Annotated in this window: 20 protein-coding genes; 11 read left to right on the forward strand and 9 right to left on the reverse strand. The window is 71.1% G+C overall.

The window, feature by feature from the left end; translation table 11 throughout:
• Positions 1 to 317 precede the first annotated feature (317 nt).
• Positions 318 to 1,322 (reverse strand): LacI family DNA-binding transcriptional regulator, encoded by a 1,005-nt coding sequence (locus tag NI26_RS11990; RefSeq protein ID WP_066655648.1) that lies wholly within the window; start codon positions 1,320 to 1,322, stop codon positions 318 to 320.
• A gap of 150 nt (positions 1,323 to 1,472) precedes the next feature.
• On the opposite strand from NI26_RS11990, the gene NI26_RS11995 reads away from it, so the two are divergent.
• Positions 1,473 to 3,542 (forward strand): glycoside hydrolase family 127 protein, encoded by a 2,070-nt coding sequence (locus tag NI26_RS11995; protein ID WP_066655652.1) that lies wholly within the window; start codon positions 1,473 to 1,475, stop codon positions 3,540 to 3,542.
• Positions 3,543 to 3,659: 117 nt separating this feature from the next.
• Here NI26_RS11995 and NI26_RS12000 read toward each other — a convergent pair whose 3' ends face one another.
• The gene (locus tag NI26_RS12000; RefSeq protein WP_066655657.1) at positions 3,660 to 4,709 is read right to left on the reverse strand and encodes a LacI family DNA-binding transcriptional regulator; all 1,050 of its coding nucleotides are present in this window, start codon (positions 4,707 to 4,709) and stop codon (positions 3,660 to 3,662) included.
• A gap of 181 nt (positions 4,710 to 4,890) precedes the next feature.
• Here NI26_RS12000 and chvE point away from each other — a divergent pair, with 181 nt between their 5' ends.
• The 3 genes from chvE to mmsB all read left to right on the forward strand — a co-directional run bounded on the left by chvE (position 4,891) and on the right by mmsB (position 8,845).
• Positions 4,891 to 6,024, forward strand: a complete 1,134-nt coding sequence (gene chvE, locus NI26_RS12005) for a multiple monosaccharide ABC transporter substrate-binding protein (protein ID WP_066655659.1) — start codon at positions 4,891 to 4,893, stop codon at positions 6,022 to 6,024.
• Between the two features lie 102 nt (positions 6,025 to 6,126).
• Complete coding sequence (gene mmsA, locus NI26_RS12010) at positions 6,127 to 7,677, forward strand: multiple monosaccharide ABC transporter ATP-binding protein (protein WP_066655660.1); 1,551 nt, start codon at positions 6,127 to 6,129, stop codon at positions 7,675 to 7,677.
• On the forward strand, positions 7,664 to 8,845 hold the full coding sequence (mmsB, locus tag NI26_RS12015) for a multiple monosaccharide ABC transporter permease (protein ID WP_066655663.1): 1,182 nt from the start codon (positions 7,664 to 7,666) through the stop codon (positions 8,843 to 8,845). The genes mmsA and mmsB overlap by 14 nt, the downstream gene beginning before the upstream one ends.
• 103 nt (positions 8,846 to 8,948) lie before the next feature.
• Here the strand turns inward: mmsB and NI26_RS12020 are convergent, their stop codons facing one another.
• Complete coding sequence (locus NI26_RS12020; RefSeq protein WP_066658547.1) at positions 8,949 to 10,229, reverse strand: alpha-amylase family glycosyl hydrolase; 1,281 nt, start codon at positions 10,227 to 10,229, stop codon at positions 8,949 to 8,951.
• A 124-nt stretch (positions 10,230 to 10,353) separates the two neighbouring features.
• On the opposite strand from NI26_RS12020, the gene NI26_RS12025 reads away from it, so the two are divergent.
• The 3 genes from NI26_RS12025 to NI26_RS16620 all read left to right on the forward strand — a co-directional run bounded on the left by NI26_RS12025 (position 10,354) and on the right by NI26_RS16620 (position 12,189).
• Positions 10,354 to 10,752, forward strand: coding sequence for a DUF3253 domain-containing protein (locus NI26_RS12025; RefSeq protein WP_066658549.1), 399 nt, complete (start codon positions 10,354 to 10,356; stop codon positions 10,750 to 10,752).
• Between the two features lie 35 nt (positions 10,753 to 10,787).
• Positions 10,788 to 11,882 (forward strand): SDR family oxidoreductase, encoded by a 1,095-nt coding sequence (locus NI26_RS12030; RefSeq protein ID WP_066655664.1) that lies wholly within the window; start codon positions 10,788 to 10,790, stop codon positions 11,880 to 11,882.
• Positions 11,883 to 12,012: 130 nt separating this feature from the next.
• Positions 12,013 to 12,189, forward strand: a complete 177-nt coding sequence (locus tag NI26_RS16620; RefSeq protein ID WP_144411351.1) for a CsbD family protein — start codon at positions 12,013 to 12,015, stop codon at positions 12,187 to 12,189.
• A 65-nt stretch (positions 12,190 to 12,254) separates the two neighbouring features.
• Here NI26_RS16620 and NI26_RS12035 read toward each other — a convergent pair whose 3' ends face one another.
• Positions 12,255 to 13,328, reverse strand: coding sequence for a spore photoproduct lyase family protein (locus NI26_RS12035; protein ID WP_066655668.1), 1,074 nt, complete (start codon positions 13,326 to 13,328; stop codon positions 12,255 to 12,257).
• Between the two features lie 45 nt (positions 13,329 to 13,373).
• Here NI26_RS12035 and NI26_RS12040 point away from each other — a divergent pair, with 45 nt between their 5' ends.
• Positions 13,374 to 13,703 carry a biopolymer transporter Tol gene (locus tag NI26_RS12040; RefSeq protein ID WP_066655672.1) on the forward strand — a complete coding sequence of 110 codons (330 nt, stop codon included), beginning with the start codon at positions 13,374 to 13,376 and terminating at the stop codon, positions 13,701 to 13,703.
• Positions 13,704 to 13,712: 9 nt separating this feature from the next.
• On the opposite strand, the gene NI26_RS12045 is transcribed toward NI26_RS12040, so the two are convergent.
• The 4 genes from NI26_RS12045 to NI26_RS12060 all read right to left on the reverse strand — a co-directional run bounded on the left by NI26_RS12045 (position 13,713) and on the right by NI26_RS12060 (position 18,964).
• The gene (locus NI26_RS12045) at positions 13,713 to 15,539 is read right to left on the reverse strand and encodes a glycoside hydrolase family 35 protein (RefSeq protein ID WP_066655675.1); all 1,827 of its coding nucleotides are present in this window, start codon (positions 15,537 to 15,539) and stop codon (positions 13,713 to 13,715) included.
• A gap of 75 nt (positions 15,540 to 15,614) precedes the next feature.
• The gene (locus NI26_RS12050; protein WP_066655678.1) at positions 15,615 to 16,946 is read right to left on the reverse strand and encodes an ABC transporter substrate-binding protein; all 1,332 of its coding nucleotides are present in this window, start codon (positions 16,944 to 16,946) and stop codon (positions 15,615 to 15,617) included.
• Positions 16,947 to 17,048: 102 nt separating this feature from the next.
• Positions 17,049 to 18,032: a carbohydrate ABC transporter permease gene (locus NI26_RS12055; RefSeq protein ID WP_066655680.1), complete on the reverse strand. Its 984-nt coding sequence runs from the start codon at positions 18,030 to 18,032 to the stop codon at positions 17,049 to 17,051.
• A complete protein-coding gene (locus tag NI26_RS12060) occupies positions 18,029 to 18,964 on the reverse strand; it encodes a carbohydrate ABC transporter permease (RefSeq protein ID WP_066655681.1) in 936 nt (311 codons plus the stop codon). The genes NI26_RS12055 and NI26_RS12060 overlap by 4 nt, the downstream gene beginning before the upstream one ends.
• Before the next feature lie 188 nt (positions 18,965 to 19,152).
• Here NI26_RS12060 and NI26_RS12065 point away from each other — a divergent pair, with 188 nt between their 5' ends.
• The 3 genes from NI26_RS12065 to NI26_RS16230 all read left to right on the forward strand — a co-directional run bounded on the left by NI26_RS12065 (position 19,153) and on the right by NI26_RS16230 (position 22,681).
• A complete protein-coding gene (locus tag NI26_RS12065; RefSeq protein ID WP_066655683.1) occupies positions 19,153 to 20,181 on the forward strand; it encodes a LacI family DNA-binding transcriptional regulator in 1,029 nt (342 codons plus the stop codon).
• A 63-nt stretch (positions 20,182 to 20,244) separates the two neighbouring features.
• Positions 20,245 to 21,102: a 3-hydroxyacyl-CoA dehydrogenase gene (locus NI26_RS12070; protein WP_066655686.1), complete on the forward strand. Its 858-nt coding sequence runs from the start codon at positions 20,245 to 20,247 to the stop codon at positions 21,100 to 21,102.
• 70 nt (positions 21,103 to 21,172) lie between these two features.
• A complete protein-coding gene (locus tag NI26_RS16230; RefSeq protein WP_081985010.1) occupies positions 21,173 to 22,681 on the forward strand; it encodes a GNAT family N-acetyltransferase in 1,509 nt (502 codons plus the stop codon).
• A 269-nt stretch (positions 22,682 to 22,950) separates the two neighbouring features.
• Here NI26_RS16230 and arfA read toward each other — a convergent pair whose 3' ends face one another.
• Positions 22,951 to 24,453, reverse strand: a complete 1,503-nt coding sequence (gene arfA, locus NI26_RS12080; protein ID WP_066655688.1) for an arabinosylfuranosidase ArfA — start codon at positions 24,451 to 24,453, stop codon at positions 22,951 to 22,953.
• Between the last annotated feature and the right edge of the window lie 196 nt (positions 24,454 to 24,649).

Genomic DNA, 24,649 nt, shown 5'->3' on the forward strand with positions numbered 1-24,649 from the left:
CGATCTGTCACGCTCGGCATCCCGCGCCGACACAACTCGCCCGCTCGGCGGCACCCCCGCGGCAGGTCGTGCCCGCTCGCGCAGCGAGGCTGCTCTCTCCACCGAGCCGTACCGAGCCCCACCGAGCCGTGCCGAGCCCCACCGAGCGGGCACGATCTGTCACCCTTGGCCCCCCTCGCCGACACATCTCGCCCGCTCGGCGGCAACCCCGCGGCAGGTCGTGCCCGCTCGGCGGCAACCCCGCGGCAGGTCGTGCCCGCTCGCGCAGCCGGGCACCCCCGCCCGCCGCCCGGCGACCGCGCGCGCCTGCCGCCGGACTACGCGCCGAGGGTGCTCTCGCGGACGACGAGCGACGGGGTGACGGCCGTCGAGACCGGACTCCCTCCGGCCACGAGCTCGAGCAGCGCCCGGCCCGCGATGCGACCGAGCTCGTCGAGCCGCATGTCGACGGTGGTCAGCGGGGGCCGCGACGCGAGCGCCACCACGTCCCAGTCGTCGTACCCGGTCACGGCGACGTCCCCCGGCACCGACCGCCCGGTCTCCCGCAGTCGGTCGCACACGCCACGGGCGATCTGGTCGTTCCCGCACAGCACCGCATCCACCGCGGACGGCTCCCGGTCGAGCAGGTCGACGGCCTGCCGCCCCCAGCGCTCGGACCACTCCCCGTGCATCGGAGCGCCCACCATCCGGTCGCCGAGCACCGGGGCAGCCCCGCGCGCCCGGTCGACCGCCGACCGTGCGTCCTGCGGGCCCGTGACGACGGCGACCCGATGCCGCCCGAGTCCGACCAGGTGCGCCGCTGCAGCAGCAGCGCCGGCGGGGTCGTCGAGCGTGATCGAGACGTCCGTGGGGTCGGTGGACGGGGTCAGCGCGTAGACGACGGGCACCGGGACCGGCACCTCGATCGGCGGCCGGGCATCGGCGGAGCGGCCGGTGACGATGATGCCGTCGACGCCGCGGGCGACGAGCGACCGGAGGTAGTGGGCCTCGCGCACGTGGTCGTCGCGGGTGTCGGCGACCAGGACCATCACCTCGCCGGCGGACAGGGCGTCCTCGGCCCCGAGCAGCACCGGCATCGTGAACCGTCCGAACGAGTCGGTCGTCACCATGCCGACCGTCCACGTCCGACCGGAGGACAGCGCACGGGCACGTGCGTCGCCGACGAACCCGAGCTTCTCCGCCGCGTCCTTGACCCGCGCCCGGGTCTCGTCGCGCAGCTGCCCGGTGTCGTTCAGCGCCTTCGACGCCGTCCCGATGGACACCCCGGCGAGCGCTGCGACGTCGCTGATGCGAGCGAGTCGGGCTCTGCGGTCCGTGGCCACGGCAACGTCCTTTCCGGCAGGGGCCCGGCCGACCGAGCCCGCGCCGATCCTAGGCGACTGCGCTCTTGTGCTGCCGCACCACCTGTCGTACGGTCGTCCCGGAAAGCGCTTTCCGCACGGACGGCCGCCAGTCAGACGCAAGGAGGCGCCATGACCACCACGACCGGAACCCCGACGGCCACCCCCGCGACGGGACGCGGGGCGCGGACCGCGACCCCGGTCCTCCCGACCGCGGGTGCACACCTGGTGTCCCGTCCGCTCCCCGCCGGCGCTGCGCGCATCACCGGGGGCTTCTGGGCACTGCGCCAGGACCGCAACGGTCGCGACGCCGTCCGCAGCGGGTACGAGCGCCTCCGCGACGCAGGGAACTTCCGGAACCTGCGCATCGCCGCGGGCGACGAGCAGGGCGAGGCGGTCGGGCCGATCTTCATGGACTCCGACGTGACGAAGTGGCTCGAGGCCGTTGCGTGGGAGTACGGCCGGGCCCCGGCCGACGACCTGCTCGAGCTGCAGCGCGAGGTGACAGCGCTCTACGCCAGGGCGCAGGCGGAGGACGGCTACCTCGACTCGGTGCAGCAGGTCCGGGGCGGGGGCGAGCGGTACGTCGACCTGAAGTGGAGCCACGAGATGTACTGCGCCGGGCACCTGTACCAGGCCGCGGTCGCGCAGCACCGCGCCACGGGTGACACCGGCCTGCTCGAGGTGGCCGTGCGGAACGCCGACCACCTCGTCCGGACGTTCGGCCCGGGTGACGACCGCACCCAGGACGTCGACGGCCACCCCGTCGTCGAGATGGGGCTCGTCGAGCTGTACCGCGAGACCGGCACCCGCGCCTACCTCGACCTGGCGCACTGGTTCGTCGACGCCCGCGGGCGCGGCATCATCGAGCGCGCCGGCGGCGAGCCGACGTACTTCTCCGACCGGGTCCCCGTCCGCGAGGCCACCACCGTCGAGGGCCACGCCGTCCGCGCCGTCTACCTGGCCGCCGGTGCCGTGGACGTCGCGATCGAGACCGGCGACACCGAGCTCCTCACGGCGAGCGAGCGCCAGTTCGCGGACATGACGGCCACGAAGGCGTTCATCACCGGCGGCCTCGGCGCCCGCTGGGACTGGGAGGCGTTCGGCGACCCGTACGAGCTCCCGACGGACCGCGGCTACGCCGAGACGTGCGCGGCCATCGGCGGCATCCAGTGGGCGTGGCGGCTGCTGCTCGCGACGGGGAAGCCCGTGTACGCCGATGCGATCGAGCGCCTGCTCTACAACGCGTTCCTGCCCGGCGTGAGCCTCGCCGGCACCGAGTACTTCTACGTCAACCCGCTGCAGCACCGCGACGGCGCGCACCAGGACGAGAACCGCTCCCCCGCCCACGGACGTCGCGGCTGGTTCGACTGCGCCTGCTGCCCGCCGAACATCATGCGCACGTTCGCGAGCCTCGACGGGTACCTGGCGACGGCGACCGACGGCGGCCTGCAGGTCCACCAGTACGCGGACGCCGACCTCGGCCCCGTCCGCGTCGCGACCGGCTACCCGCACGACGGCCGCGTGGTCGTCACGGTGACCGAGGACGGCCCCCTGGCGCTCGGACTCCGCATCCCGGCGTGGTCGGACACCACCACCGTGACCACCCCCGACGGCACCGCGACCCCGGAGCCCGGCACCCTGCACGTGGTCGAGCGCGCGTGGACGGCCGGTGACACCGTCGAGCTCGCCTTCGACACGACGCCGCACCGCTACGTGGCGGATCCCCGCATCGACGCGGCACGGGGCCAGGTGGCGATCGAGCGCGGGCCGCTCGTCTACGCCGTCGAGCAGGCGGACCAGCAGGGCTTCACGGTCGACGACCTGACGGTCGACGCGAGCGCGCCGGTAACCGAGGAGCGCCGCGACGACCTGCTCGACGGCGTCGTCACGCTGCGCGTCGCCGGGCACGCTCCGGCGCGGCACGAGCAGGCGGCGTGGCCGTACCGACGGCTGGAGCGGACGGGAGGCGCGACGCACCCCGCCGACGCCACCCCCGTGACCGAAGCGGCCGGCTCCGCGACCGCGGCCGGTCCCGCCGGGGCGACCCCCGTCACCGACGCGGCCGGCTCCGCGACCACGGCCGGTCCCGCCGACGCGACCACCGGCCTCCAGGCCGTCACCGCGACCGCCGTGCCGTACTACGCCTGGGCGAACCGCGGCCCCGCACCGATGCGCGTCTGGCTGCCGCTCGCCCACTGAGCGCGGCACCGCCCAGGTCGCACGACGTGCCGTCCGTCCGCGCGACGGACGGCACGTCGTGCGACCGGGACGACCGCTGGCGGCACGTCGTGCGACCGGGACGACCGGCGCCGCCGCTCAGGCGGAGCGCCGCACCACGAGCTCGGGCAGCAGCAGCGTCTCGTCGAGGGGCTCCCCCTCGACGACGGCCCGGACCGCCTCGAGCACCCGCTGCCCCATCGCCATGAAGTCCTGGCGCACGGTGGTGAGCGGCGGGGTGAAGTGCGCGGCCTCGGGGATGTCGTCGAACCCCACCACGGCGATGTCGTCCGGCACGCGGAGTCCCTCGTCGGCGAAGGCGTGCAGCACCCCGAGCGCCATCTGGTCGTTGCCGGCGAAGACCGCGTCGACCGCGTGCACGTCGATCGTCCGCGCCGCCGCGAAGCCGCTCGCCGGGGTCCAGTCGCCGTCGAGCACGACCGGTTCGAGTCCGGCGTCGCGCATGATCCGCCCGTAGGTCTCCCGGCGGACCTCGGACTCCTGGGACACCGCGGGTCCGGCGATGTGCACGACGCGGCGGTGCCCTCGGGCGAACAGGTGCTCCATCACGAGCGTGGTGCCCGCGGCCTGGTCGATCGCGACGGCGGCGACACTGCGTGCCGCCGGGGTCCGGACGGCGTCGCGCTGCACGGCGTTCGCGACGACGACCGGCACGGTGACCGGGATCGTCAGCGACGCGAGCGCGTCGAGCACGCGGTTGTCGGCAGCGACCAGCACGATCGCGGCGACGTCCTGCGCGAGCAGCGTGGTGAGCGCCCCGGACAGGTCCACGGGGCGCGGGTCGTCCGGCAGCGTCGAGAGCAGCACGTGGTACCCGGCCGAGCGCGCGGCCCGCTCGAAGCCCACCGCGGTGCTCGACGGTCCGTACAGCGCGTCGCCCGCGGTGATGATGCCGAGCGCGCGACTGCGTCCGCCGGCGAGGGCGCGGGCGGCGGCACGCGGACGGTAGCCGAGCTCGGCGACGGCGTCGGTGACCTGCGACCGGTAGGCGTCGCGGACGGTCGGATCGCCGTTGATCACGCGGGAGACGGTCTGGTGGGAGACCCCGGCGCGCTCGGCGACGTCGAAGATCGTCGGGGCCTTCCGGCGTCTGCCGCCGGGACCCCCGAGCGCGGTCGTTGTCGTCACGTGGCCGAGCGTAGCGTCCGGTCCGCTCGGCGCAACAACATCTCGGAACGGTCACGACGAGTTGACACCCCGGTACGGAACCCTCAGTATGTGAGCGCTCACACGAGCACATCCCACGGGGCACAGCAGCCCCAGCACCCGAGCGCGTCGAGGACGACGCGAGAGGAACAGAGGTACTTCGATGATGAAGCGCAGGATCATCGCGGGGGTCGCGGCCCTCGGCATCGCGTTCTCCCTGGCAGCATGCTCGGCCGGCGGCCGTGCGTCCACCGAGGGCGGCGGCGACACCGCGGACGGCAACAAGGGCGCCCTCGTCGGCGTCGCGATGCCGACCAAGGTCTCCGAGCGGTGGATCAAGGACGGCAACGCCGTCAAGAGCGACCTCGAGAAGGCCGGCTACAAGGTCGACCTCGAGTACGGCGACAACAAGGTCCAGCAGCAGGCCCAGCAGGTCAGCAACATGATCACCAAGGGCGCGAAGGTCCTGATCATCGCGTCGATCGACGGTGGTGCACTCTCCGACCAGCTCGACGCCGCCGCCAAGGCCGGCATCAAGGTCATCTCGTACGACCGCCTGCTCACCGGCAACAAGAACGTCGACTACTACGTGTCGTTCGACAACTACAAGGTCGGCGTCGACCAGGCCACCTCGCTCCTCACGGGGCTCGGCGTGCTGGACGACAAGGGCGAGAAGACCGGCAAGAAGGGCCCCTTCAACATCGAGGTCTTCGCCGGCTCGCTCGACGACAACAACGCCGGGTTCTTCTTCAACGGCGCGATGGACACCCTCAAGCCGTACCTCGAGGACGGCACGCTGAAGATCGGCTCCGGCCAGGACCAGCTCTCGCAGGCCGCCACGCAGCAGTGGGACCCGGCGACCGCCAAGGCCCGCATGCAGAACCTCGTCGCGTCGACGTACTCCGGCGGCACGAAGCTCGACGGCGTGCTCTCGCCCTACGACGGCATGTCGATCGGCATCATCTCGGCCCTGCAGGGCGCCGGCTACGGCTCGGGTGACCGTCCGCTGCCGATCGTGACCGGCCAGGACGCCGAGGCCGCCTCGGTCAAGTCGATCATCGCGGGTCAGCAGTACTCCACCATCTACAAGGACACCCGCAAGCTCGCGAAGCAGTCCGTGACGATGGCCGAGGACCTGCTCTCCGGCAAGACCCCCGAGGTCAACGACACCAAGAGCTACGACAACAAGGTCAAGGTCGTCCCGACCTACCTGTTCCAGCCCACGGTGGTGACGAAGGCCAACTACAAGGAGGTCCTCGTCGACAGCGGGTACTACACCGAAGCCGACCTCAAGTAGGACGCAACCATCCACAGGACTGGAGGCGCGGTGCACCCCCGCACCGCGCCTCCAGTCCGTCTCCACCCGCGCCCAGGCGCGGACGACGGAAAGGCGGTCCACATGGCGGACACCATCCTCGAGATGCGGGACATCACCAAGACCTTCCCCGGTGTGAAGGCGCTCCAGGGCGTCTCGATCGAGGTCGAGCGCGGTCAGGTCCACGCGATCTGCGGCGAGAACGGCGCCGGCAAGTCGACCCTGATGAAGGTGCTGTCGGGCGTCTACCCGCACGGCTCCTTCGACGGCGAGATCCTGCTCGACGGCAAGCCGGTGCAGTTCGGTGACATCAACGGCTCCGAGAAGGCGGGCGTGGTGATCATCCACCAGGAGCTCGCCCTCAGCCCGTTCCTGTCGATCGCCGAGAACATCTTCCTCGGCAACGAGCGCGTCAAGGGCGGGCTCATCGACTGGAACCAGACGAACCTCGAGGCGGCGGCGCTGCTCAAGCGCGTCGGACTCAGGGACAACCCGGTCACCAAGGTCACGGACATCGGTGTCGGCAAGCAGCAGCTCGTCGAGATCGCGAAGGCGCTCTCGAAGGAGGTCCGGCTCCTCATCCTCGACGAGCCGACCGCCGCGCTGAACGACGACGACTCGGAGCACCTGCTCGAGCTCATCCGCTCGCTGCAGGCCGAGGGCATGACGGCGATCATCATCAGCCACAAGCTCAACGAGATCAAGGCGATCGCGGACAAGGTCACGATCATCCGCGACGGCAAGACCATCGAGACGCTCGACATGCACGCCGACGACGTCTCCGAGGACCGGATCATCCGCGGCATGGTCGGTCGCGACCTGTCCAGCCGCTACCCGGAGCGCGAGCCGAAGATCGGCGAGGAGCTCCTGCGCATCGAGGACTGGACCGTCCACCACCCGCTCGACGGCTCCCGCGAGATCATCCACCAGGTGAACCTGAACGTCCGCGCGGGCGAGGTCGTCGGCATCGCCGGCCTCATGGGCGCCGGCCGCACCGAGCTCGCGATGAGCGTCTTCGGGCACTCGTACGGCACCGGCATCTCCGGCACCGTCTACAAGCGCGGGGTGCCGATCAAGACGAACACGGTGACCCGGGCGATCGACAACGGCATCGCCTACGCCACCGAGGACCGCAAGCGGTACGGCCTCAACCTCATCGATGACATCAAGCGGAACATCTCCGGCTCGGCACTGGGCAAGCTCGCCGACTGGGGTTTCGTGAACGCCTCGAAGGAGACCACCGTCGCCGGCGGCTTCCTGAAGAGCATGAACATCAAGGCGCCGAACGTCGACGCCGTGACGGGCAAGCTCTCCGGCGGCAACCAGCAGAAGGTCGTCCTGTCGAAGTGGATGTACGCCGACCCGGACGTGCTCATCCTCGACGAACCGACCCGCGGCATCGACGTCGGCGCGAAGTACGAGATCTACACGCTCATCAACGACCTGGCCGACCAGGGCAAGGGCGTCATCGTGATCTCGTCCGAGCTGCCCGAGCTGCTCGGCATCTGCGACCGCATCTACACACTCTCCGAGGGCACGATCACCGCTGACGTGCCCCGCTCCGAGGCCACGCCAGAGGTCCTCATGCAGTACATGACCCAGGAACGGGAGACCCCAGTCAATGAACGCGCTTAAGTCCGCCGCCGGCTACCTCACCGGGCAGCTCCGACAGATCGGCCTGTTCATCGCGCTGATCGTCATCGTCATCTTCTTCCAGGTGGCGACGAACGGCATCACGCTGGCCCCGATCAACGTCTCGAACATCATCGTCCAGAACAGCTACATCCTGATCCTGGCGATCGGCATGGTCATGGTGATCATCGCCGGCCACATCGACCTGTCCGTCGGGTCGGTCGTCGCCTTCAGCGGTGCGATGGCGGGCGTCATGATCACCCAGTGGGGCCTCCCCTGGCCGGTCGCGGCGCTCCTCTGCCTGGTCGTCGGCGCCCTCGTCGGTGCCTGGCAGGGCTTCTGGATCGCGTACTTCGGCATCCCGGCGTTCATCGTGACGCTCGCCGGCATGCTCGCGTTCCGCGGCGCCACCCAGATCGTGCTGCAGAACCAGCAGATCTCGCCCTTCCCGGAGGGCTTCCGCTCGCTCGGCTCCGGCTTCCTGCCGTCGTTCGGCACCACGGGCTACGAGCCGCTCACGATGATCCTCGGCATCGCGGCCGCCGCCGTCATGGTGATCTCGGCCTTCCGGGGCCGCATCACGCGTCGCAAGTACCAGCTCGAGAGCGAGCCGTTCGCCTGGTTCATCGTGAAGACGGCCTTCGGCGCCGCGCTCGTGATCTACGTGGCGCTGCTCCTCGCCAGCTACAACGGCACCCCGATCGTGCTCGTCGTCCTCGGTCTGCTCGTGGTCGTCTACTCGGTCGTCATGCGCAGCTCGGTGTTCGGTCGCCACGTGTACGCGATCGGTGGCAACGCCCTCGCCGCGCAGCTGTCCGGCGTCAAGACCAAGCGCGTCACGTTCCTGCTCTTCGTGAACATGGGCGTCATCGCGGCCCTGGCGGGCGTGGTCTTCACGGGCCAGCTCAACCTGGCCGCCCCGGGTGCCGGCAACGGCTTCGAGCTCGACGCCATCGCGGCCGTGTTCATCGGTGGCGCCGCCGTCACCGGCGGCATCGGCACGGTGCCGGGTGCGATCGTCGGTGGTCTCATCATCGGCATCCTGAACAACGGCATGTCGATCCTCGGTGTCGGCACCGAGTTCCAGTCCCTCATCAAGGGCCTGGTGCTGCTCGCCGCCGTCGCGTTCGACGTGTTCAACAAGCGCCGGGCGGCGTCCGCCCGCAAGTAGCGGTCGATCCCCCTTCGCCGAGGCTCGGGTCGGCGGACAGTTCCGTGGTCGTGGGACCGCGGAACCGTCCGCCGGCCCGAGCCTCGTTCTGTACGCGGAAGCGTCAGGCGGTCAGGACGGCCCAGGCGGCGGCCGGGAGGCGCAGGGTGCCGTCCCGCAGGTCGCCCCCGCCCGCCTCGACCCGTGTCGCGTCGGCCGCGGGCACCTCCACCGGGTCGTCGGCCAGGTTCAGGGCGGTCACCACCGCGGCGTCGGCCGTCGCGGTGCGCAGGACCACGGCCGTGTTGGTCAGGTGGACGACGTCGGTGTGCGCCCGGTGCAGCCAGGGGTTCCGCCGACGCAGGGCGACGAGGGCCTCGTGCGCGTGGGTCAGGTCGTCCGGCTCGGGCGGCATCGCGGGCAGCTCCGGACGGACGGCGTCGTCGCCACCCTCGCGTTCCTCCTTGACCCCGGTCCAGCCGTACTCGTCCCCCGCGTAGACCACGGGGGTGCCGGCCACGGTGAACAGCACCGCGGCGGCGTGCCCGGCGAACCGCTCCCCCACCGCGCTCGCGATCCGCGTCACGTCGTGGTTGCCGACGAACGTGGTGGGGACGAACGTCGCGAGCAGGGCGTCGTGCCGCTCCACGGCGTGTGCCAGCTCGAAGCAGTTCCGGTCGGCGATCCCGTGCCAGACCGCCTGCCACAGCTCGTACTGCGTGGTGGAGTCCATCGTCGACGCAGCGACGATCGCAGCTGCGTCACCGTGGATGACCTCGCCGCTGAACCAGGCGTCGGGGTACTGCTCGCGCACCCGCGGCAGCACCCGTGCCCAGAACGACGGCGGCACGGCGTACGCGGCGTCGAGCCGCCAACCGTCGACCCCGCGGGCGAGCCAGTAGGTCATCACCTCGACCACCAGGTCCTCGGCGGCTCGGCCCTCGTGGTCGAGCGCGACGAGGATGTCGTGCCCCTCGAAGTCGCGGACGGGCACGGGATCCCCTGCCTGCCAACCGGACCGTTCGACCGCGAAGAGCTCCGCGGTCGGGGCGTCCGGGCCCTGTTCCTCGAGCGCACGGAAGGCGGGGTGCTCGCGCCCGACGTGGTTGAACACGCCGTCGAGCACGACCCGGACACCGCGCTCGTGGGCGGCCCCGACCAGCGCGACGAGGTCGGCCTCGTCGCCGAGTCGGGGGTCGACCCGGAAGTGGTCGACGGTGTCGTACCCGTGCGTCGAGCTCGCGAAGACCGGCCCGAGCAGCAGGCCGTTCAGCCCGAGGGCGACGACGTGGTCGAGCCAGGGCACGAGCCGCTGGAGCCGGTGCTCGACCGGACGGTCGTCGACGGGCGTCGTCGGACGGACCTCGGCGCCGACCGCGCCGAGCGGGTAGACGTGCCACCACATCGCGTGTTCGACCCAGGCGGGTCCGTGCGGGCGGGGGTCGTTCGGTTCGGGCTCCACCGGTCCGATCGTGCCAGCCGAGCCTGTGCTGTGGGTCGTGTCGGACCGCAGGACCAGGATGGTGCGCATGGGACGAGCGATCAGGACCGCTGCGGACGCCTCGGCATCGCAGGAGGCGCACGCGGAACGGACCTGCGCGTCGTGCGGTCGGCGGATGCCGTCGTCCGCCTCCCCCGACGCGAAGTGGTGCTCGGCTGCGTGCCGGAAGCACGGCGTCGACGCCACCGACCGTGCCCTGGAGCAGCGGATCGACGAGCTGCTCGCCGCCCGTGCACGGACGTCGAGCATCTGCCCGTCCGAGGTCGCGCGGTCCCTCGAGCCCGACGACTGGCGACCCCTGATGGAGCCCGCCCGACGGGCAGCACGTCGCATGGTCGCACGGGGTGAGGTCGAGATCACCCAGCACGGCAGCGTGGTCGACCCGTCCACGGCGAAGGGTCCGATCCGGATCCGACGCCCCCGGTAGGGAACACCTGTCGTCGGCGCGCGTTGCACCCGACGATGACGACCACCACAGAACCGACCCCCGCCCGCCCCGAAGCCCTCGTCGTGGGTGCCAGCGGCATCACCGGCTCCGCCCTCGTCGACCACCTGCTCGGTCTCGGGTGGGACGTGACCGCACTGTCCCGCCGCCCGCTCGCGCGCGACGGTGTCCGGACCGTCGCCGCCGACCTCCGCGACCCGGACTCGCTGACGGCGGCCCTCGCCGACGAGCGGCCCACGCACGTGTTCTTCACCGCGTGGCAGCGCCAGGAGACCGAGGCCGAGAACATCCGCGTGAACGGCGGCATGGTCCGCGACCTGCTCGCCGCGCTGTCCCACGCGCCGCTCGCCCACGTCGCCCTGGTGACCGGGCTGAAGCACTACCTCGGCCCGTTCGAGGCGTACGCGGCGGGCGAGATGCCGGACACGCCCTTCCACGAGGAGGAGCCGCGGCTCGACACCCCGAACTTCTACTACGCGCAGGAGGACGAGCTCTTCGCCGCAGCCGAGCGCCAGGGATTCACGTGGTCGGTGCACCGCTCGCACACCGTCATCGGGTACGCCGTCGGCAACGCCATGAACATGGGCCTGACCATCGCCGTGCAGGCCACCCTCGCGAAGGAGCTCGGCCTGGACTTCGTGTTCCCGGGCAGCGAGGCGCAGTGGAACGGGCTGACCGACATGACCGACGCCGGCATCCTCGCCGAGCACATGGTCTGGGCAGCCACCAGCCCCGAGGGTGCGGACGAGCCGTTCAACGTCGTGAACGGTGACGTGTTCCGGTGGCGGTGGATGTGGCCGCGTCTCGCCGCACACCTCGGCGTCGACCCGGCTCGGGTCGTCGGCTACCAGGACCGTCCTCGGCCGCTCGAGGAACAGATGGCTCCGCACGAGGGCGCGTGGGCCGGCATCGCCGAGCGGTACGGACTGGTCGAGTCGGACATCACCCGGCTGGCCTCGTGGTGGCACACCGACGCCGACCTCGGCCGGGCGATGGAGGTCGTGACCGACATGGGCAAGAGCCGCGAGGCGGGCTTCACCGCCTTCCGCCGGACCGAGCGGGCCTTCACCGACCTGTTCGACCGCTACCGCGCCGAGCGGCTCGTCCCGTAGGCGTACCCCGGCCGACCCGGTCGGGGTACACGAACCTCCGACCGGGCCGCGAGTCGGCGCCGACGCCCTGGTTGTCTCGGTTCCACAGACGCCGGGAGCCCTCGGCGGTTCCCGGAGGAAGGAAGACACCATGTCGCTCGGAGACAAGGCCAAGGACGTCACCCAGAAGGTCGCCGGCAAGGTCGAGGAGGCCGTCGGCCACAAGACCGACGACGCCGAGCTCACGCACCAGGGCCAGAAGGACCAGGTCATGGGCGAGGGTCGCCTCGACAAGGAGAAGGCCAAGGACGCGTTCGACGGCAAGTGAGCCTCGCGCTCTGACGCCCGTACCGCTCGAGCGGTGCGGGCGTTCGTCGTTCCGGGGCGAGGTGCCTAGAAGGCGTACCGGATGCGGCAGGACGGCAGGTGTTCCGCCACCAGCTCACGGAACCGCTCGACGAGCTGCCCCTTCATGCCCGACCGGTAGCGCACGTTGACCGCACCGTTCTGCGACACCTTCTGCTCCTGCAGGTCGGGACGCCAGAGCAGGTCCTCGGCCTTCGGGTGCCAGCCGAGGTTGACCTCGTGCAGGGGCTGGTTGTGCGTCAGGAAGATCACCTCGGCCGCGAGCTGCGCCTTGGCCGCGGGAGACAGCACGTCGTCGACCTGGCGCAGCAGCTCGGCCCAGTCCGACTCCCACGTCGGCGTCAGGATCACGGGCGAGAAGTTGAGGTGCACCTCGTACCCGGCGTCCACGAAGTCGTTGACCGCGGCGATCCGCTCGGCGATCGGGCTCGTGCGGATGTCGGTGACTTTCGCGGTCTCGTGCGGCATGAGCGAGAACCGGATGCGCGTGCGGCCCATCGGGTCCCAGTCGAGCAGCTCGCGGTTGACGTACTTCGTCGCGAAGGACGCCTTCGCGGTGGGCGTCATCCGGAAGAGGTCGCAGAGGTCGCGCACGTTGTCGCTGATCAGCGCGTCGACCGAGCAGTCGCTGTTCTCGCCGATGTCGTAGACCCACGCGTCCGGGTCGCACTGGTTCGGCTCGGTCTTCGGCCCCTGCTTCGCGATGTTGCGCGCCACGTGCTTCGTGATCTGCTCGATGTTCGCGAACACCGTCACCGGGTTCGAGTACCCCTTGCGCCGCGGCACGTAGCAGTAGGCGCACGCCATCGCGCACCCGTTCGCCGTCGACGGGGCGATGAAGTCGGCGGAGCGCCCGTTCGGCCGGGTGACGAGCGACTTCTTCACGCCGAGCACGAGCGCCTCGGTCTTGATCCGCACCCAGCGCTGCACGTTGCGCTCGTCGCCGTGGACCTCGGGGATGTTCCAGTGCGAGGCGACCGGCACGATCTCGGCGTCCGGCCAGCGCCCGAGGACCTCCTGCCCGCGCGGGAGCTCGAGGGCGGCGTCCTCGGCGTAGATCCGCTTGACGTCGAGCATGGGTCGCACGCGTGGTTCCGTCATCGGCACCTGTCTACCGCCGACCACCGACGGTGCAGACTCGGGAGCATGACCGCCGAGCCCGACGACCACTTCTTCGTCGTGGACGGCCGCCGGTGGCGTCGCACCGACCCCGCGTTGCCCGAGGAGGTCACCGCGGCACTGCGCTCGCACCTCGGCCGCGGGCGCAACGCCGTGCAGCAGGCGAAGCGCGCCGGCGACGAGGACGCCCTCGCCGCCGCCCGGCACCGGAACGGCCTGGCGAAGCACGGGCTCGGCGAGCGCGGCCCCGAGTGGTGGACGCGACCCGAAGCCGACCGGATCGCCGACGCCGAGCGCGCCCTGGCCGCCCTCGACGCCCTCGACGCCCTCGACGCCCTCGACGCCCTCGACGCCTGACCCTGCCCGCTACGCCTCGGTGTGTCCCAGGTCGGGCTCGAGCAGCATGCAGACCGTGCGGGACGCCGAGGCGTGCAGCTCGAGCACGACGACCTCGTTCCGACCGGCACGGAGCACCGGCCCCGGCACGGCCAGCGTCTGCTGCGGCCCGCGCGACCAGTACCGCCCGAGGCAGAACCCGTTCACCCAGGCGACACCCTTGCGGAAGCCGTCGAGCGACAGGTAGCGGTCCTCGGTGGACGTCAGGTCGAACGACCCGGCGGCGAGCACGGGCCCGGCCAGCACGTCACCGTCGGTGGGTACCAGCGCCGCGAGCTGGTCGACGGCCGCCGGTGCGATCGGGTCGAGCGCGAGCGGTGACGCCGACCACCGGGCGAGCGGCACACCGTCGACGGCCACGCCGCCGATCAGGCCCTTCGGCTCGCCGATGCGGGGGCCGTAGTCGACGCGCCCCTGGTCCTCGACGAGGAGCTCGAGCGTGCCGGTGACCGGCGGGAGCGCGATCGCCCGGTCGTGGTGCTCGCGCTCGAGGACGCCGACGACGACCCCGTCCACCGAGACGACCGCACGGTCGCGGACCTCGGTGCCGACGGTCAGGACGCCGCCGTCCGGCAGGTCGACCTCGGTGCGGTACAGCACGAAGCCGCTCGCGGCGCCGAGGGCGTCGAAGGTCGGCGGCTCGTCGTGCGTCGACCAGTCGGTGAGCGTGGGCAGCAGGGAGCGGAGCGACGCGACGCGGTCCAGGCGGACCGCGAGGTCCGTGGCGGGGGTGACCCGCGCCTCCCGGCCGCTCGAACGATCATACGATTCAAGGCGACCCGACCCACCCTCCCGCATCGACTCGGGCAGCGGCGGGACGGGTGCGTAGCGCTCGATGACCGCGCGGAACGCGTGGAACTTCGCCGTCGGGCGACCGGCCTCGTCGAGCGGGGCGTCGTAGTCGTACGACGTCGCGATCGGCCGGTACACGCCCTTGTCGTTCGCGCCGTTGGTGAAGCCGAAGTTCGAGCCGCCGTGGAACATGTAGATGTTGACGGAGCCGCCGGCGGCGAGCAGGTCGTCGAGGTCCGACGCCGACGCGGACGCCGGGGTGGTGTGGTGGTGCTCGCCCCAGCTGTCGAACCAGCCGTCCCAGAACTCCGAGCACATGAGCGGGCCGGTCGGCTGCGCCTGGCGGAGGCGCGCGAGACGCTCCGTGGAGCGGGACCCGAAGGAGCCGGTCTTGTGCAGCGAGGGCAACGAGCCGTCCTCGAGCATCGAGTCCATCGGCTGGTCGACGCTCGTGAACGGGACGGTCAGACCGATGGCCCGGTGCATCTCCTCGAGCGCCCGCAGGTAGGACGCGTCCGAGCCGTAGGCGCCGTACTCGTTCTCGACCTGCACGAGCACGATCGGGCCGCCCTGGTCGATCTGGCGCGGAACGAGCACCGGCGCGAGGTGCTCGAGGTACTCCTGCACGGCGGCGAGGAAGCCCGGCTCGTTCCGGCGGACGCCGACGGTGCCGTCGGCGAAGAGCCAGTAGGGCAGGCCGCCGTTCGACCACTCGGCGCAGATGTAGGGCCCGGGACGGACGATGGCGTGCATGCCCTCGGCGGCGACCAGGTCGAGGAACCGGCCCAGGTCGAGGCCGCCGGTCAGGTCGAACACACCGGGACGCGGCGCGTGGGCGTTCCAGGCGACGTAGGTCTCGATGGTGTTGAGGCCCATCAGCTTCGCCTTGCGGATCCGGTCCTGCCAGAGGTCCGGGTGCACGCGGAAGTAGTGGATCGCGCCGGACAGGACCCGGTGCGGCTCGCCGTCGAGCAGGAAGTCGGAGTCGCCGATGGCGAAGCGCATGGTGTGTCTCTCTCGTACGACGGGGCCGTGCGGACGTGGTGTCCGCACGGCCCCGGGGTGTGGGGAACGCGGGTGTTACTTGCTCTCGACCGTGAAGCCCTGGTCCTTGCCGTACTTCACGAGTGCCTTCTGCCAGGCCTCCAGACCGCCCTCGAGCGAGGTGCCGTTCTGGTAGGACTGCCCGACGGTGTCGGCGTAGACGCTGTTCGCGTAGACCTGGTACGGCAGGTAGGTGAAGTCGTTCGCCGAGGACTTCGAGGCGTCGACGAGGACCTTGTTGATCTCCTGGCCACCGAAGTACTCCGGCTTCTCGTCCAGGAACGAGCTCGAGTTCAGGTCAGCGGTCGTCGACGGGAAGCCGCCGGACTGCATGAAGACCTTCGTGGACTCCTCCGACGAGTTCAGCCACTTCAGGAAGCCGGCGGCGAGGGCCGGGTTCTTCGACTGCTTCATGACGACCTGCGAGCTGCCGCCGTTGCTGGCGGTCTGGGCCTGGACGCCACCGTAGGTCGGCATCGGGGCGACGCGCCAGTCACCCTTTGCGTCCGGCACGCTGGCCATCAGGTTGCCGGGCATCCAGGCGCCGGTCACCATCGTGGCGATCTGGCCGTTGCCGAGCTGCTTGTACCAGTCGTCGGTCCAGCCGGTGGTCTTCGACAGCAGGCCCTGCTCGACGAGCTGGTCCCAGGTCTTCGCCCACTTCTGCGTGCCGGCGTCGTGCAGGTCGATGGTGATCTTGTCGCCGTCGGTCGTGAACGGGGTGCCACCGGCCTGGGCGATCATGCTCGTGGTGAAGCCGGCGTCGCCGGAGTCCGCCGCGATGTACTTCGACGAGTCCGCCTCGTGCAGCTTCTTGCCCGCGGCGATGTACTCGTCCCACGTCTTCGGCACCTCGATGCCGTACTCGTCGAAGACCTTCTTGTTGTAGAACAGCGCCATGGGGCCGGAGTCCTGGGGCAGGCCGTAGACCTTGCCGTCCATGGCGACGTTGCTCCAGGTGCCCTTCGAGAACTTGCTCTCGAGGTCGCCGAAGCCGTACGACGACAGGTCGACGAGCGAGTCGGACAGGGCGAACTGCGGCAGCGCGTAGTACTCGACCTGCGCGACGTCGGGAGCACCCGAGCCGGCCTTGATCGTGTTCTGCAGCTTGGTGTACTGGTCGGCACCGGTGCCGGCGTTGACCAGCTTGACCTTGACCTTCGGGTACTGCTTCTCGAACGCGGCGACCTGGTCCTTGGCCGAGGGGGTCCAGGACCAGTAGGTCAGCGTGCCGCCGTCCTTGAGAGCCTTGTCGATGTCGTCCGCCGAGCCGCCGGCGGAGCTGCCGGAGGCGCAGGCGGTCATCGCGATGGCGGCGGTGACGCCGATGGCGAGGGCGCTGAGCCCGCGCCGGAGACGCTTGTTCATGGGTTGCCTTCCACTTCTTCGTGATCTGGGGCTGGGGTGGTGCTGCTGTGTCCCGGTCGGGAGGCGCGTGGCGGGCTGCCGGCGCGCCTCCCGTCCGGTGGGTCAGGCCTTGACGGACCCGGCCGCGAGGCCGGACTGCCAGAAGCGCTGGAGGAAGAGGAACGCGACCACGATCGGGATGATCGTGAGGAGCGATCCGGTGACGACGAGGTTGTAGATCGGCTGCGCGCCGGAGCCGGTGGCCTGGGCGTTCCACTGGTTGAGGCCGACCGTGAGCGGGTACCACTTCGGGTCGCTCAGCATGATGAGCGGCAGGAAGTAGTTGTTCCAGGTGGCGACGACTGCGAAGAGCAGGACGGTGACGACACCGGGCGTGAGGAGCTTCAGCGCGATGGTGAAGAAGATCCGGAACTCGCCGGCGCCGTCCATGCGGGCGGCCTCGATGAGCTCGGTCGGGATCGCGTCGATCGCGTAGGTCCAGATGAGGTACATGCCGAACGGGCTGATGAGCGACGGCAGGATGATCGCCCAGGGGGTGTTCGTCAGGCCGAACTGCGAGAAGAGCAGGAAGGTCGGGACGGCGAGGGCGGTGCCCGGGACGGCGATCGCCCCGAGGACGACGGCGAAGACCGCGCGACGGCCGGGGAACTGGAACTTCGCCATGCCGTAGCCGGCGACCGTGGCGAGCAGGGTCGCGCCACCGGCACCGACGACCACGTACAGCAGCGTGTTGCCGAGCCACTGCAGGAAGATGCCGTCGTTGTAGGTCAGGGTGTCGACGATGTTCTGCCAGAGGTTGAAGTCGCCGCCGAACCACAGGCCGAACGTCGACAGCAGGGACGCCTGGGTCTTGGTGCTGTTCACCAGCAGATAGAACAGCGGTGCGAACGAGTAGACGACGAAGACGACCATCACGGCGGTCAGGAGACCGGAGCGCTTCACCTTGCGTCCGTCGACCGGCTTGCCGGCGCGGCGCGACCGGGAGGCGCGGGTCGCCCGGTCCCCCGGGTCGCGCTGGGTGGTGGTCGCCTCGGTGACCGTGGCCGGGCTGGTCGCGCCGGCGGCGGGCTGCTGCAGGGTGCTCATCGGTTCTCCTGGCGGGTTCCGCGGACCTGGACGACGTAGGCGATCACGGCGGTGATGACACCCATGACGATGGCGACGGTGGCGGAGTAGTTGAACTGCTGGCCGCTGAAGGACAGCGAGTAGGCGTACATGTTCGGGGTGAAGGCGCTGCCGATGACGTTCGGCGCGAGCGTCTTCAGCAGGTTCGGCTCGTTGAAGAGCTGGAAGCTGCCGATGATCGAGAAGATCGTCGCGATGACCATCGGGCCGCGCAGGGCGGGCAGCTTGATCGAGAAGACGGTGCGCAGCGGGCCGGCGCCGTCGAGCTCGGCAGCCTCGTAGAGCTCACCGGGCACGACGCGCAGGGCGGCGTAGAAGATCAGCATGTTGTAGCCGAGGAACTCCCACGTGACCACGTTGCCGATCGACGTGAGGACCCAGGTCGGGCTGAACGGCTGGAGCAGGTCGATGCCGAGCGCGCTGTTCGCGGCGCCCGTGAGGCCGAACTGGTTGCCGTAGATGAAGCCCCAGATGAGGGCGGCGACCACGCCGGGCACGGCGTACGGCAGGAACACGGCGATGCGGAAGAACCCGGTGCCCCAGAGCCGTGCGCTGTCGAGCGCGAGGGCCGCCACGAGCGCGAGGCCGAGCATGATCGGGACCTGCACGACCAGGAAGAGTGCCACGCGACCGAGGCCCTCCCAGAACTGGGCGTCCTGGAACAGCTGCACGTAGTTGGCGAACCACACGAACTGGTTGCCGCCGATGAGCTGGTCGCGGAACAGGCTGAGCCAGAGCGCGTAGCCGATCGGCACGATGAGCATCGCCACGAGGACGACGACGAAGGGGCCGACGAACAGCCAGCCGGTGTACCGCCCCCGGACCTTCGGGCGGCGAGCGGTCGGCCGCGCCGGCGGTGCCGCCTCGGCCGGGCGCGCTGCGAGCGTGCTCATGTGACTCCCTTGTCTGCTGCGTTCGGGTTCCGGACCGGGCACCTGACGGCGCCCACGGGTCGTGCCCTGCCTGCGCTGGCACGGATCCGGAGGACGTCGATGTTGACGTCAACATCGAACAACGTCACCGTAGCATGGCAACGTCAACATGCACTAGCGTTCGGGGAAGTCGAACGGAGGGAACAGCGTTGTCGACCGATCTGACCGCACCGCGCCGTGCGCCGTCGCTGGCCGCCGTGGCCGACGCCGCCGGCGTCTCGATGCAGACCGTGTCGCGCGTCGCCCGTGGCTTCGACAACGTCAGCCCGGACACCCGGGACCGGGTCCAGCGCGCCATGGACGACCTCGGCTACCGGCCGAACCGTGCGGCGCGTGCGCTGCGGTCCGGGCGCTTCCGGACCATCGGCGTGATCATGTTCACGCTCGCGTCGTTCGGCAACATGCGCACGCTCGAGGCCATCTCGGCCGCTGCGGCCGCCGCGGACTTCACCATCACCCTGCTGCCCATGGCGTCGCGCACCGGCGAGGGCGTCCGCACCGCGCTCTCCCGGCTGCACGAGCAGGCGGTCGACGGCGTCGTGATCGTCATCGAGTCGCACATCATCGACACCGCCGAGGTCGTGCTGCCGAGCGGTGTCCCGCTCGTGGTCGTCGACTCCGCGGGCACGACCGACCGGCCCTCCATCGACATCGACCAGGCCGAGGGCGCACGGCTCGCCACGCAGCACCTGCTCGACCTCGGGCACGAGACCGTCTGGCACGTCGCCGGACCCACCGCCTCGTACTCCGCGGAACGCCGCCTCGTCGCGTGGCGCGAGACGCTCGAGCACGCGGGCCGCAGGGTCCCCCGGGTCCTCCCCGCAGGGTGGTCGACGGCCGACGGGCACCGCGCCGGGCAGGAGATCGCGGCGCGGCCCGAGATCACCGCCGTCTTCGCGGTGAACGACCAGACCGCGCTCGGGGTCCTCCGGGCGGCGCACGAGGCCGGTCGGTCGGTGCCGGAGAGCCTCAGCGTGGTCGGCTTCGACGACTTCCCCGAGTCGGAGTCGTTCTGGCCGCCGTTGACCACCGTGCACCAGTCCTTCGACGAGGTCGGGCGGCGGGCGGTCGCGACGCTGCTGGCGCAGATCGAGGGCACCCCCGTCCGCACGTCGACCGACCTCGTGCCGGTGCGCCTGGTCGAACGGGCGAGCACGGCACCGCCGCCGCGGGCCTAGGCGCCCGCGTCGGGTCAGGCGCTCGCCCGCGCACTCCCACGGGTCGGGAGCACACTGGGCAGCATGACCACCTTCAGCTCCGTCACCGTGCTCGGCGCCGGCGTCCTCGGCACCCAGATCGCCCTGCAGACCGCCCGACACGGCATCCCCGTCGTCGTGTACGACATCAGCGAGGACGCGGTCGCCGCCGGTCGTGAGCGACTCGCGGGCATCGTCGAGCAGTACCTCGGCGACGTCGGGCAGGACGCCCGACCGGACGCCGACGCCGCCGTCGCGCGGATCACCTTCGACACCGACCTCGCCCGGGCCGTCGGTGGGGCCGAGCTCGTCGTCGAGGCGGTCCCCGAGCGACTCGAGACCAAGCGCGAGGTCTACGGCCGGCTCGCCGAGGTGGCGTCGGCGGAGACCGTCTTCGCGACGAACTCGTCGACCCTGCTGCCGAGCGCGATCGCGGACGCGACCGGCCGCCCGGACCGCTTCCTCGCGCTGCACTTCGCCAACCACGTCTGGCGGCAGAACACCGCCGAGGTGATGGGAACCGAGCAGACCGACCCCGAGGTGTTCGAGCGCGTCGCGACGTTCGCCGAGGAGATCGGCATGGTCCCGATCCGCCTGCACAAGGAGCAGCCGGGCTACGTGCTCAACTCCCTGCTCGTGCCGCTCCTCGACGCCGCCGCGGGCCTGGTGCTCCGCGGGGTGGCCGACCCCGCCACGATCGACACCACCTGGCAGATCGGGACCGGCAGCCCGGTCGGGCCGTTCCGCATGTACGACGTCATCGGGCTCCGCACCGCGCACGCGGTCGCGAGCGCGTCCCCCGAGCCCGGCGCGCAGGCCTGGGCCGCGTACCTGCAGTCGGAGTACCTGGACCAGGGCAAGTACGGCGTCGAGTCGGGTGAGGGGTTCTACCGCTACCGCTGACGCGAGCAGGCCTGACGCGAGCAGGCCTGCCGTTGCGCACGCCGGACGTGAGCACCCCTAGGATCTCGGGATGGAACTCGTCGCCCCCTCCCCCGAGTACTACCCGTCCTTCCGCCGCGCCCTGCAGGAGTGGGACGGTGCCCACCAGGACGGCGCCGGGATCCGGGACGCCGCGGCGCTGCAGGACCGAGCGGGCTTCGAGCGCTGGGTCGACCAGCTCCTGGCCGAGGAGACGACCCCGGCCAGCCCCGACCACGTGACGTGCACCTACCGCTGGATGGTCCAGGGTGACGAGTACCTCGGCAGCATCGCGCTGCGGCACGAGCTCAACGACTTCCTCCGCTCGTACGGCGGGCACGTCGGGTACGGCGTCCGGCCCTCCGCCCGGGGCCGGGGCCTGGCGTCCGCGGCGCTCGCCGAGGTCGTCCGCGCGGCTGCCGAGCGCGGGCTGCCCGAGGTCATGCTGACGTGCGACGCGACGAACCCCGCGTCCCGCCGGGTCATCGAGCACGCCGGCGGCCGGTACGAGCGCAGCGTGGTCGACCCGGACGGGCACACCCTGCTCCACCACTGGATCCGCACCGGTGCGCACGCGCACCCCGACGTCACCGAGGTGGACATCGTCGGCGGCCCCGAACCGCTGACCGTCGGGCTCCGGGACCACGATCCCGCCTGGTCCGCCCGCTACGAGGAGCACCGTGCACGGATCGCCCACGCCCTGGACGGCCAGCACGTCACGATCGAGCACATCGGCTCGACGTCCGTGCCGGGACTCGCCGCGAAGCCGATCGTCGACGTCGCGGTCGCCGTGCCGGACGTCACCGACGAGGCCGCGTACCTCACCCCACTGCTCGGCGCCGGCTACGGGCTCCGGGTACGCGAGCCCGGGCACCGCCTCGTCCGCACGCCCGAGCGCGACGCGCACGTGCACGTGTACGAGCACGGCGCTGCCGAGCTCGACGACTACCTGCTGCTCCGCGACCAGCTCCGCCGCGACGACACCGACCGGCAGCGGTACGAGGACACCAAGCGTGCGCTGATGGAGCAGTCGTGGGACGACACGAACGCCTACGCCGACGCGAAGACCGCCGTGATCACGGACATCCGGTCCCGAGCGCGCGCCGCGGTCGTGCGCATCCGTCCGGTGCGGTCGACGGACGCCGCTGCGTGGCAGGCCCTGTACGCCGGCTACCGCGCGTTCTACCGGCTGCCGGAGGACACCGAGGCCGTCCGGACCACCTGGCAGTGGGTGTCGACGGGTGCACACGGGCTGACCGGCCTGGTCGCCGAGGACGCCGACGGCCACCTGCTCGGGTTCGCCGACCTCCGACGGTTCGCCCGCCCGTCGTCGGCGACGACCGGCCTGTACCTCGACGACCTGTTCACGGCTCCCGACGCCAGGGGGTGCGGCGTCGCGACGGCACTGCTGCACGAGGCGGCGGCCACCGCCGCTGCCGAGGGCGCGAGCGTCGTCCGCTGGATCACCGCCGAGGACAACGCGACCGCGCGGGCGGTCTACGACCGCGTCGCCGCGGCGACCCCGTGGGTCACCTACGACATGCGGCCGTCCGCGGACTGACCGAGCGGCGGACGGGAGGCTCACGGCCGGACCGCACCGCGCCTGACGTCCGGCACGTCCCGGGTCGGGAGGTCCGTGGCGGTACCGCACCGCGCCTCCCGTCCGGCCCGCGCCGGCAGGCTCCGGCCCGCTCCGGCCCGCTCCGGCATGCTCCGGCACGAGCGAAGGGCACCGGTCCGCTCGCGCGGGCCGGTGCCCTCCGTGCTCACTCGACGCTCACCGGAGCGCTCGCCGAGGCGTTCGTGCGCCGACCGTGGTCGGCGGTCGGGTCAGCCGATCGACAGCGCGGTCCAGGAGACAGGGGGCAGCTCGATCGTGATCGTGTCGCCGTCGCGACGGACGGTCTCGTTCGTGCGGAGTCCGACGCGCTCGCGGCCCTCGAGGTCGTTGACGGCGTGCACGTCGTCGTCCCAGATGCCCTCCGCGCGGACGTCACCGTCGGCGCCGATGCCGGCCAGGTCGATCGTGACGGTCGTCGACTCGGTCTGGTGACGGTTCACCAGGAAGACCGCTGCCCTGCCGTCCTCGACCGTCGCGGCGGAGTCGACCACGGGGACCTCGCCGTACTTGCCGCCGTCGACCGTGTCACCCGAGGCCTTGACCTGCAGCGACGTGCCGTTCGCGAGCTTCGAGGTGAGCGAGAACGGGAAGAACGTCGTCTGGCGCCAGGCCGGGCCGCCGGGCTCGGTCATGATCGGGCCGATGACGTTGACGAGCTGCGCGAGGCTCGCCGACGCGACGCGGTCGGCGTGCCGGAGCAGCGAGATGAGGAGCCCACCGACGACGACGGCGTCCGCGACGGTGTAGACGTCCTCGAGCAGGCGCGGCGCGACCGGCCAGTCCTGCAGCTCGAAGGTCTTCTGCTGCTCGTTCCACTTGCTGATCGACCAGACGTTCCACTCGTCGAACGAGATGTCGATGCGCTTGTCCGACTTCTTGTGCGCCTTGACGTGGTCCGCCGCGGTGGTGACGGTGTCGATGAAGTGGTCCATGTTGACGCCCGAGGCGAGGAACGTCGACATGTCGCCGTCCTCCTCGTAGTAGGCGTGCGCCGAGATGTAGTCGACGTCGTCGTAGGTGTGCTCGAGGACCGTGCGCTCCCACTCGCCGAACGTCGGCATCGAGGCGCCGGACGAACCGCAGGCGACCAGCTCGAGGTCGGGCTGGATCTGTCGCATGGCCTTCGCGGTCATGGCGGCGAGCTTGCCGTAGTCCTCGGCGTTCTTGTGGCCGAGCTGCCACGGGCCGTCCATCTCGTTGCCGAGGCACCACATCTTGATGGCGAAGGGCTCCTGGCGGCCGTTCGAGCGGCGGTACTCGCTGAGCGCGGTGCCGGCGTCGATGTTCGCGTACTCGAGGAGCTCGATGGCCTCCTGCGTGCCGCGGGTGCCGAGGTTCACGGCGAGCATGAGCTCGGAGTCGACCGCGTCGAGCCAGTGCTGGAACTCGTGCAGGCCGACCTCGTTGGTCTCGGTCGAGTGCCAGGCGAGGTCGAGGCGACGGGGGCGCTGCTCGACGGGCCCGACGCCGTCCTCCCACTTGTAGCCGGAGACGAAGTTGCCACCGGGGTAGCGGATCGCGGAGACGTTCAGCTCCTTGACGAGGTCGATGACGTCCTTGCGGAAGCCGTGCTCGTCGGCGGTCTCGTGTGCCGGCTCGTGGATGCCGTCGTAGACGTGGCGCCCGAGGTGCTCGACGAACCCACCGAACAGGCGACGGCGCACCGGCCCCACGGTGAACGCGGCGTCGAGGACGAGGTGTGTGCGAGGCATGGATCTCCTTTGATCAGCGTGGGGGCTCGTGGTGCGACGTGATCGGCCCGGAACGAAAGTGAGCGCTCACGTCCCCATGAACGCTAGCGGGTTCCGGGCGGATGGGGAAGCGGGGACGCGCCCCGGTCGTGACCTTCACGAAAGGGGTGGCGCACCCCCGGACCTGCCGCTACTGTGAGCGCTCACGGAGCAACGA

It is taken from the genome of Curtobacterium sp. MR_MD2014 (assembly GCF_000772085.1).
Taxonomy (GTDB): Bacteria; Actinomycetota; Actinomycetes; order Actinomycetales; family Microbacteriaceae; genus Curtobacterium.

What these genes read in the sequence shown, in the direction of transcription:
- NI26_RS11995 (WP_066655652.1), top strand. Translation starts at nt 1,473, where the DNA reads ATGACCACCACGACCGGAACCCCGACGGCCACCCCCGCGACGGGACGC.
- chvE (WP_066655659.1), top strand. Translation starts at nt 4,891, where the DNA reads ATGATGAAGCGCAGGATCATCGCGGGGGTCGCGGCCCTCGGCATCGCG.
- mmsA (WP_066655660.1), top strand. Translation starts at nt 6,127, where the DNA reads ATGGCGGACACCATCCTCGAGATGCGGGACATCACCAAGACCTTCCCC.
- mmsB (WP_066655663.1), top strand. Translation starts at nt 7,664, where the DNA reads ATGAACGCGCTTAAGTCCGCCGCCGGCTACCTCACCGGGCAGCTCCGA.
- NI26_RS12020 (WP_066658547.1), bottom strand. Translation starts at nt 10,229, where the DNA reads ATGTGGTGGCACGTCTACCCGCTCGGCGCGGTCGGCGCCGAGGTCCGT.
- NI26_RS12025 (WP_066658549.1), top strand. Translation starts at nt 10,354, where the DNA reads ATGGGACGAGCGATCAGGACCGCTGCGGACGCCTCGGCATCGCAGGAG.
- NI26_RS12030 (WP_066655664.1), top strand. Translation starts at nt 10,788, where the DNA reads ATGACGACCACCACAGAACCGACCCCCGCCCGCCCCGAAGCCCTCGTC.
- NI26_RS16620 (WP_144411351.1), top strand. Translation starts at nt 12,013, where the DNA reads ATGTCGCTCGGAGACAAGGCCAAGGACGTCACCCAGAAGGTCGCCGGC.
- NI26_RS12035 (WP_066655668.1), bottom strand. Translation starts at nt 13,328, where the DNA reads ATGACGGAACCACGCGTGCGACCCATGCTCGACGTCAAGCGGATCTAC.
- NI26_RS12040 (WP_066655672.1), top strand. Translation starts at nt 13,374, where the DNA reads ATGACCGCCGAGCCCGACGACCACTTCTTCGTCGTGGACGGCCGCCGG.
- NI26_RS12045 (WP_066655675.1), bottom strand. Translation starts at nt 15,539, where the DNA reads ATGCGCTTCGCCATCGGCGACTCCGACTTCCTGCTCGACGGCGAGCCG.
- NI26_RS12050 (WP_066655678.1), bottom strand. Translation starts at nt 16,946, where the DNA reads ATGAACAAGCGTCTCCGGCGCGGGCTCAGCGCCCTCGCCATCGGCGTC.
- NI26_RS12055 (WP_066655680.1), bottom strand. Translation starts at nt 18,032, where the DNA reads ATGAGCACCCTGCAGCAGCCCGCCGCCGGCGCGACCAGCCCGGCCACG.
- NI26_RS12060 (WP_066655681.1), bottom strand. Translation starts at nt 18,964, where the DNA reads ATGAGCACGCTCGCAGCGCGCCCGGCCGAGGCGGCACCGCCGGCGCGG.
- NI26_RS12070 (WP_066655686.1), top strand. Translation starts at nt 20,245, where the DNA reads ATGACCACCTTCAGCTCCGTCACCGTGCTCGGCGCCGGCGTCCTCGGC.
- NI26_RS16230 (WP_081985010.1), top strand. Translation starts at nt 21,173, where the DNA reads ATGGAACTCGTCGCCCCCTCCCCCGAGTACTACCCGTCCTTCCGCCGC.
- arfA (WP_066655688.1), bottom strand. Translation starts at nt 24,453, where the DNA reads ATGCCTCGCACACACCTCGTCCTCGACGCCGCGTTCACCGTGGGGCCG.